General features: G+C 69.4%; 8 protein-coding genes. 3 read left to right on the forward strand and 5 right to left on the reverse strand.

Going from position 1 to position 6,548, the window contains the following annotated elements; translation table 11 throughout:
* Window positions 1–103 precede the first annotated feature (103 nt).
* From ABZT12_RS37355 to ABZT12_RS37365, 3 genes are read right to left on the reverse strand one after another with little or no spacing between them, the layout of a single operon-like run.
* Window positions 104–1,405 carry a site-specific integrase gene (locus tag ABZT12_RS37355; protein ID WP_356393702.1) on the reverse strand — a complete coding sequence of 434 codons (1,302 nt, stop codon included), beginning with the start codon at window positions 1,403–1,405 and terminating at the stop codon, window positions 104–106.
* Entirely contained in the window at window positions 1,405–1,596 is a 192-nt protein-coding gene (locus tag ABZT12_RS37360; protein WP_356393705.1) for a helix-turn-helix domain-containing protein, read from the reverse strand. The genes ABZT12_RS37355 and ABZT12_RS37360 overlap by 1 nt, the downstream gene beginning before the upstream one ends.
* Window positions 1,593–3,278 carry a replication initiator gene (locus ABZT12_RS37365; RefSeq protein ID WP_356393708.1) on the reverse strand — a complete coding sequence of 562 codons (1,686 nt, stop codon included), beginning with the start codon at window positions 3,276–3,278 and terminating at the stop codon, window positions 1,593–1,595. The genes ABZT12_RS37360 and ABZT12_RS37365 overlap by 4 nt, the downstream gene beginning before the upstream one ends.
* Before the next feature lie 324 nt (window positions 3,279–3,602).
* Between ABZT12_RS37365 and ABZT12_RS37370 the strand changes: the two genes are divergently transcribed.
* Window positions 3,603–4,031, forward strand: coding sequence for a winged helix-turn-helix domain-containing protein (locus ABZT12_RS37370; RefSeq protein ID WP_356393711.1), 429 nt, complete (start codon window positions 3,603–3,605; stop codon window positions 4,029–4,031).
* Window positions 4,032–4,586: 555 nt separating this feature from the next.
* Here the strand turns inward: ABZT12_RS37370 and ABZT12_RS37375 are convergent.
* Both ABZT12_RS37375 and ABZT12_RS37380 read right to left on the reverse strand, forming a co-directional pair.
* Complete coding sequence (locus ABZT12_RS37375; protein WP_356393713.1) at window positions 4,587–4,997, reverse strand: PIN domain-containing protein; 411 nt, start codon at window positions 4,995–4,997, stop codon at window positions 4,587–4,589.
* Window positions 4,994–5,218, reverse strand: coding sequence for a hypothetical protein (locus ABZT12_RS37380; protein WP_019888794.1), 225 nt, complete (start codon window positions 5,216–5,218; stop codon window positions 4,994–4,996). The genes ABZT12_RS37375 and ABZT12_RS37380 overlap by 4 nt, the downstream gene beginning before the upstream one ends.
* A 283-nt stretch (window positions 5,219–5,501) precedes the next feature.
* Between ABZT12_RS37380 and ABZT12_RS37385 the strand changes: the two genes are divergently transcribed.
* Window positions 5,502–5,780, forward strand: coding sequence for a hypothetical protein (locus ABZT12_RS37385; RefSeq protein WP_356393716.1), 279 nt, complete (start codon window positions 5,502–5,504; stop codon window positions 5,778–5,780).
* A gap of 2 nt (window positions 5,781–5,782) precedes the next feature.
* Window positions 5,783–6,352 carry a hypothetical protein gene (locus tag ABZT12_RS37390; RefSeq protein WP_356393719.1) on the forward strand — a complete coding sequence of 190 codons (570 nt, stop codon included), beginning with the start codon at window positions 5,783–5,785 and terminating at the stop codon, window positions 6,350–6,352.
* Window positions 6,353–6,548 lie beyond the last annotated feature (196 nt).

The following is a 6,548-nucleotide window of genomic DNA, read 5'->3' on the forward strand; positions in this document are numbered from 1 at the left end:
TCCGAAATGCGGTTAATAGCTCAGCGATAACCCCAGAGGCCCCACCCGAATTTTTCTCGGGTGGGGCCTCTGGGGTGTCTGACGGCAGTAGTTGACGGCAACGTCAGCGGACGGTGGATCCGACGAGGGGTGGATCGTCGTCGGGAGTGCTGGTGATCTCGGCGGGGTTGCGGAGGGCGTGGCTGAGGAGGTCGATGGCGTCGCGTTGGAGGCGGAGCCGGACGTGGGCATACACGGTGGCGGTGACGCCGATGTGGGCGTGCCCCAACAGCTCCTTGATCACGACGAGTTCCACTCCCTGTTCCAGGAGGAGGGTGGCCGCCGAGTGGCGGAGGTCGTGGAACCGGATGCGGCGGAGCCTTGCCTGGCGGAGCAGGGTGTTGAAGTGCCGGGTGAGGGTGGACCCTTCGATCGGGGCGCCGTCGGGGCGGGTGAAGACGTAGCCGCTGTCCTTCCAGTTCGTCCCCGCCGCTTCGCGATTCTGGAGCTTTCGGTCGCGGTGCTGTTCGAGGGAGCGTAGGCACGGCGTGGGCAGGGCGATGCGTCGTTCTGAGCTCTGGGTCTTGGTCCGGAGGGCGGTCAGGCCGCTGGAGTTGGTGCGCTGGAGGGTGCGGCGGATGCTGGCGGTTCCTCCGGTCAGGTTGAGGTCTTCCCAGCGCAGGCCGAGGAGTTCGCCCTTGCGGAGCCCGGTGTGCAGGGCGAGTTCGAAAAGCGGCTGCAGCCGGTGACTGCTGGCGGCGGCTAGAAACTCGCGTGCTTCCTCGGTGGTGAGGGGTTCGAAGCGGCGGGGCCGGGGCGTGCCGGTGCGGACGTTGCGGGCGACGTTGCGCGGGATCTCCTCCTCGCGTACCGCGTGCTCCAGAGCGGACTTGAGCACCGAGTGGACGTAGGCCAGGGTCAGCGGCGAGAGCCGCTTGGAGCAGCACTCACCAGCGGCGCAGCAGCGGGACGCCTCGCGGGCTGCGTCGATGCGGCGCGTGCAGCACTGGCAGGTGGTGCGGAGCTGGTTGAGCCAGGTGCGGACGTCCTTGGCGGTGAGCTTGGCGAGCTTCTTCCGGCCGAGGCCGGGGATGAGGTAGAGCCGGGCGACGGCGGTGTAGCGGGTGTGGGTGTTCTCGCGGAGCTGATGGACGGCGACGTTCTCCAGCCAGTACGTCAGGTATGCGGCCAGGCTGCCCTGCGCGGAGGGGGCGGGGAGGCCGCGGTTGCTGGCGGCGATCTTCTCGGTGAGCTTGGCGAGGGCTTCCTTGCGGGTGGTGCCGTAGACGCGGATGCGCTTGCGGGTGTTCCCGGGGGCGAGGACGTATCCGGCGGCTTCCCAGCGGCTGTCCTTGCGCTGGTAGACGGTTCCGTCACCGTTGGCTCGCACTCGGCGGGAGGCGGGGGTGTCTCGGGGTGTGGTCATCAGGCTGCGGCTTCCTGTTCGAGGCGGGTGTGGATGAAGTCGGCCAGCGCGGGGGTAGGGATGCGGCGGGCGCGGCCGAGGGTGATGGAGGCGAGTTGCCGGGTGCGGATGAGGTCGTAGACGGCGGTGCGGCCGAGTTGGAGGCGTTCCATGACCTGGGGGACGGTGAGGAGTTCCGTGCCGGCGGTCACGCGACGGCCCCCGCCCGGACAACACCGGTCTCGCGATCAGCGGAGTGACCGGCGCGGTCACCGGAGCGCTTCGAGAGCCGAGTTCGGGTCGGTTGCTCGGGTCGGATCTTCCGCGTCGCGGCCAGGAGGCCGGCGAGGTGTTCGAGTTCGGGCAGGAGGCCGGTTCCGGCGTACTGCCAGTGGGAGATGACCAGCGTGGTGTCCGAGTCCACGCGCTGACCGGCGATATTGCGGTGACCGGGGGCCAGGTCAGTGGGGTGTCCGGCGCGGTCACCGACCGGACTGCCGTCCGTTTGGCCGGCCTGCGTCTGAGTCGACGCCGGGGCTGGGGTCTGGGTATCGGGTTGACCGGTTCGCCAGGCGGTCCGTTCGGCTCGGAAGTGGGTGAGGGTGGTGGAGTAGTGGCGGGTGCGAGTGGAGAAGTGGCCTCGGAAGCCGAGCATGTGAGCCCACTGCCGCAGGCGCAGGTGGGCATGCTGGGGGCGGGTGGCGAGGTGCCAGGCGGTGTGGATTATGCGGCGGGCGTGGTCGGTGATGTTGTGGGTGGCGAGTTCGGCGAGGAGTCGGAGGCGGCGGTCGAGGGTGCCGGTGGTGGTCTCGGCGCCCTTGGTGGCGTACTTGGCGATGTAGGCGGCGACGTGCCGGTCGGTGACCGGGCCGCCGCCGGTGAAGTCGGTGCCACGGATCGCGCGGACGTCGATCTGCCGCCCGAACCGGAACACCAACCGGTCAGCTCGGTCACCGACCGGAGCCCCGGCAGGCTGATGCGGCTGGCCCTCATGCGCTATGCGGGTGCGTGTGGCGGCGGCGCGTACGGCGTGGTCGAGGAGTTGGCTGGTGGCCCAGGCGGGTGGCTGACTTGCGGGGCCGGTGGGTCCGTCGAGGCGGATGACGGCGTGGAAGTGGACCTGGCCGCGTTTTTGGTACTCGGCGACCTTGGCGTAGGAGAGGGTGGCGTGGTGCCGTAGCGCGCTCTGGGTGAGCCCGGCGGCCTTGGCGATCTCCCGCCGCAGGTGGGTGGTGAAGCGTGCCCACAGGGCCGGGGCGTGCGCGTTCCATAGCACCGCGCCCGTGTAGTCGTACCGTTTGGGGTCGAGAGGCGTGCCGAGGAGTGGGTCGTCGCCCGGGTGGGTGTGGCCGCAGTGGCAGCGGCCGGTGTCGGGTTGGTTGTGGACGGGCCCGAAGCCGGGCGCGGTGAGGGTGACGAACACGCGCGGGTGCGTGGCGACGCTGGTGGGGACGGTCTTGCCGCCGCGCAGTCCGGCGGCGATGAGTTGGTAGGTGTCGTAGCGGTAGACGGTGGAGCAGGCGGGGCAGCGGGTGGCGCGCCGGTTGCCGCAGCGGACCAAGAGTTCGCCCGCCGGGAGTCGGCCGGAGTCGAAGTGATCAAGGATCTCGCCGGTCGCGCTGTCGAGGTGGGTGCGGTGCCCGGTGAGGCGGATCGGGCGCGCACACCCGCCGAGGGAGGTTATCTGCCGTGCGAGGGGTGCGAGTTGGCCGGTGGCGGCGAGCTTCGCCAGCTTGGCGGTGAGCCTGGCGCGGCGCTCCAGCGCCGACCGCCCTGCCGCCGTCGAGCCGGTGGCGGTGGCGTCTGTCGGGCAGGTCGGCGTCGTGAACGCCGACGACGGACGCGAGGCGGCTGGAACGGTCGCGGGATACGGGAGTTGAAGCTGTGCGGGCATGCGGAAAGGGGCCTTTCGGCGGGAGCGCGGAAGCGGTGTGGCACAGGGCGGCGTGGGCAGGCCGAAGCGATCGGCACACAGGGAAACGGGGCGCCTCGAAGCTGGGCGCGGGGGCCGGGGCCGGGCGTGGCCTGGTCGGCGGGGCGCGGTGGTGATCACCGGCGGGTGCGTGACGTTAACATCGCCTCACCGGCGCATTCAAGTGCATCCCTCCTGATTCCTTTCTTGTGGGTGGTGGGACGCGGGTAGTGTGAGGCCGGTTTCCCGGTTTGGACGGGCCGGAATCTGCTGGTAGAGGGCACGGAAAGCGGGGTGGTGGGTGTGATGACGACGCGGCGCGGGCGCAGGCCGGCGGGCAGCGGGGTGCCGCTGACGTTCGAGGTCATCGCCGAGTCCTTGCGGGAGCGAATCCGCTCCGGGGGGCTGAAGCCGGGGGACGCGCTGCCGACGCAGGCCGCGCTGATGCGGGAGTTCGGGGCGTCGAGCCTGACCGTGCAGAGGGCCATGGTCCTGCTGAAGCAGGAGGGGTGGGCGGTCTCCCGCCCCGGCAAGGGCGCCTTCGTCGCCCACCACGACCACGCCGCCGCCGACGCCGATGACCTGGACGGCTCGGAGGCGACCACCCCCGTCGGCGGGACGACGGCCCGCGTCGAGGCGATGGAACGGGCGCTGGCCGACGCTGCTCAGCAGATCGCCGACCTCCGGGGCCGCGTCGAAGCCCTGGAGTCGGGCGGCGGCGAGCCGGGCCACTGACCCGCCGTACCGGGGTGGCCCGGGGGCGTGCGTTCAGATTTTCTCTACGAGGTTCAAGGCGGGCCCCGCCCGCCGGAGCTGGCGGCCGTTGCCGACAAGCCCACCGTTCACTCGGGAGGGCAGCGTGGCAGGTAGCGAGCCGCCCCTGTAGCCGGGGCGTGATCCAGGGCTGCGAGGGTGGCAACCGGGCAGATCGCCGGGCTGACCTGAACTGGGCTCTTGGCAGAGCAAGTTGTCGCCCGCGACCGTCCTACGGCCGGATCGCAGCCACAGGGGCCGACCAGGGGGCCGACCCTCACGTCCGCCGCAGGCGCGCCGGGGGCGGCGGCCGGCCCCGCCCCCGGGGGAGGTGATGGCCCCCGGCGGCCCGCCGTCGGTAGACCCATCCCAGCCCGGCCTCCGCGCCGCCGGAACAGCAAGCGCACCGACCCCGCCCTGACGCCCGAGGACAGCCTGCCCGGCGAACGGGTCGCCGGGGGGGAAGCACCGGACAGGACACCGGTCCAAGACCCTGCCGACCCCTGCGTGATCGGGTACGTCAGCGCGGGGGCCCGGCTACGGCAGGAGAGTGAATGCCGGGAGGTGGCTGGGGCGCACCACAGTGAAGTGGCGGCGGTCCAGGGTGGCGATGTTGACCGCGCGGTACTTCTCGGCGACGGCCACGACGAAGGCGTCGGCGGTGCCCAGGGGCAGGCTCGCGTACTGCTCGACCAGGTCGGCGGCCCGGCTGACCTCGGAGGAGGTCACGGTCACCAGTTCGTAGACGCCGTCCGCGACGTCGCGCAGGAAATCGGCCTCGGCCTTGGCTCCGGCGCGGCTGGCGAGCATGTAGCCGATCTCGGTCAGCAGTGGGGCGGGCAGCAGGAGCGGGCCGGGGAAGTTTTGGAGCAGGTCGACGCACTGAAGGTGGTAGTCGTCCTTGCGGTTGGCGGCTGCCACCACGGGGCCGGTGTCGATGACGATCACGCGCTCCGGGGCTCCTCACTGGCCCAGGCGTCGCGGACGATCTCCTTGGAGCGGACCGCGAGGTCGGGTTCGCCGTCGAAGACGCCGGTCGTGCGGAACCTGCGGCGGGGGCGCTCGCCGCGCTCCACTTCCGCCCACTGCCGCAGCAGCTCTATGGCGTCGGGCAGCCGGTCCTCCGGCACCGCGTCGAGCAGCCGGTGTGCTTCCTCGCGTACGGTCATGCGCTCAGTGTAGGGTCCGCAGCCGCCGTCGGCCCAGGAGTTGCCGGGCCGCCCCGCTGCTTCGTGCGGGTCTGCATCTCTGACGGCAGCGCTGACGGCAACAACCACGGACATTAGGGCACAGCCATGGACGCCAGCGGAACCCGAAACTGCCGCTGACCTGCAAAGAAGCAGGTAGGGCGGGTTCGCTTAGCACACGTACTATGTGCTGGCGGGGGCTACGCCGGTTCTCGTTCACAATTCCGGCGGGTGCCCTGATCTGGATGCCCTATCGCAGAGCGGGATGCGCGCGGCCAAGGGGAAAACGACTCATGCAGGACGTGAGTATCAGAAGCATATGAACCGCGGAGATCTTCCTGTGGTGCCGGGTAAGCAGCTGAAATCCGCCGGTCAAGATATGCTGGACGACATCCTGACCAACCCGGGAACCGTTACGTCTCCTGTGAATTCTGGAAACTTCGCTGGCGGAACGCGGTACATCATGCCGGATCCTGCTGGTGGGCGCGGGATCGGTGCGACCTTCGATGCAAATGGTCAGTTCCAATACTTCGGGCGGTATTAGGCATGTTGGTGATCAATCCGTGGGCCGCCCTGGCCAATGGCAGTGCGGGGCTTGCTGAACTCCGGGAGGCTGTCGCGGGCGATGCCGTGAGAACGGTTCGCTACGTGGCTCTGCGGGGGGAAGGGTGGCCGAATGGGCACAGGGAAGATCGAGCCCACGAAGTCGACATGGCCGTTGAGCTGGGCATGGAGAGCGGGGCCGTGCTCGTTCTGTCCTGGGCGATGGATGGCGTCAACGAAGGAATGGCGATCGAATTCAGGAGTCCCGGAGATGTGGGCGGAAGCCTGTCCGGGGATCCCATTGATGTGAGCAACCACGTCGATTGGGAGAGGTTCTTGGGTGTGTCGATTGTAGGTATCGGCATCGCTTGGCACGTCCCTAATGAGGGATGCCCGGAGATGCCTTGGGCCTACAACTTCAGATTCTCCAATGAGTCGAGTCTAGTAATTGCGCTAGGCGAGTCCGAGGGTGCGGGGTTCACGTATATGCCTGATGCTCTTCTCGTGATCTTCGATAAGAGCATTGCGGCTGAATACAAGATTCCAGCGAGCGCCACGCCTTCGTGCGGATAGATTGAGCCGGGGTGCCCGATTCGATGCATCCAGGCTTGGCATGTTCGTCTCTTCTAATTCCTGGGCGGTGCAAGTCCTAGGGAATGTGGGAGAAGAATGGGGCCCCACCCGAGTGGTATCCGGGGGGGGCCCCGTAAGGGTGAATGGGGGGGTGGGGGTGGGGGGGGGGGGCGGGGGCGGGGGTGTAGGGGCGGGC

The sequence above is a fragment of the Streptomyces sp. NPDC005423 genome, from assembly GCF_040606415.1.
GTDB lineage: Bacteria > Actinomycetota > Actinomycetes > Streptomycetales > Streptomycetaceae > Streptomyces.

Bases quoted from the DNA above. Each gene is read 5' to 3' on its own strand.
- ABZT12_RS37380 (WP_019888794.1), bottom strand. From the start codon at position 5,218: ATGACCGTACGCGAGGAAGCACACCGGCTGCTCGACGCGGTGCCGGAG.
- ABZT12_RS37385 (WP_356393716.1), top strand. From the start codon at position 5,502: ATGCGCGCGGCCAAGGGGAAAACGACTCATGCAGGACGTGAGTATCAG.
- ABZT12_RS37370 (WP_356393711.1), top strand. From the start codon at position 3,603: ATGACGACGCGGCGCGGGCGCAGGCCGGCGGGCAGCGGGGTGCCGCTG.
- ABZT12_RS37390 (WP_356393719.1), top strand. From the start codon at position 5,783: ATGTTGGTGATCAATCCGTGGGCCGCCCTGGCCAATGGCAGTGCGGGG.
- ABZT12_RS37365 (WP_356393708.1), bottom strand. From the start codon at position 3,278: ATGCCCGCACAGCTTCAACTCCCGTATCCCGCGACCGTTCCAGCCGCC.
- ABZT12_RS37355 (WP_356393702.1), bottom strand. From the start codon at position 1,405: ATGACCACACCCCGAGACACCCCCGCCTCCCGCCGAGTGCGAGCCAAC.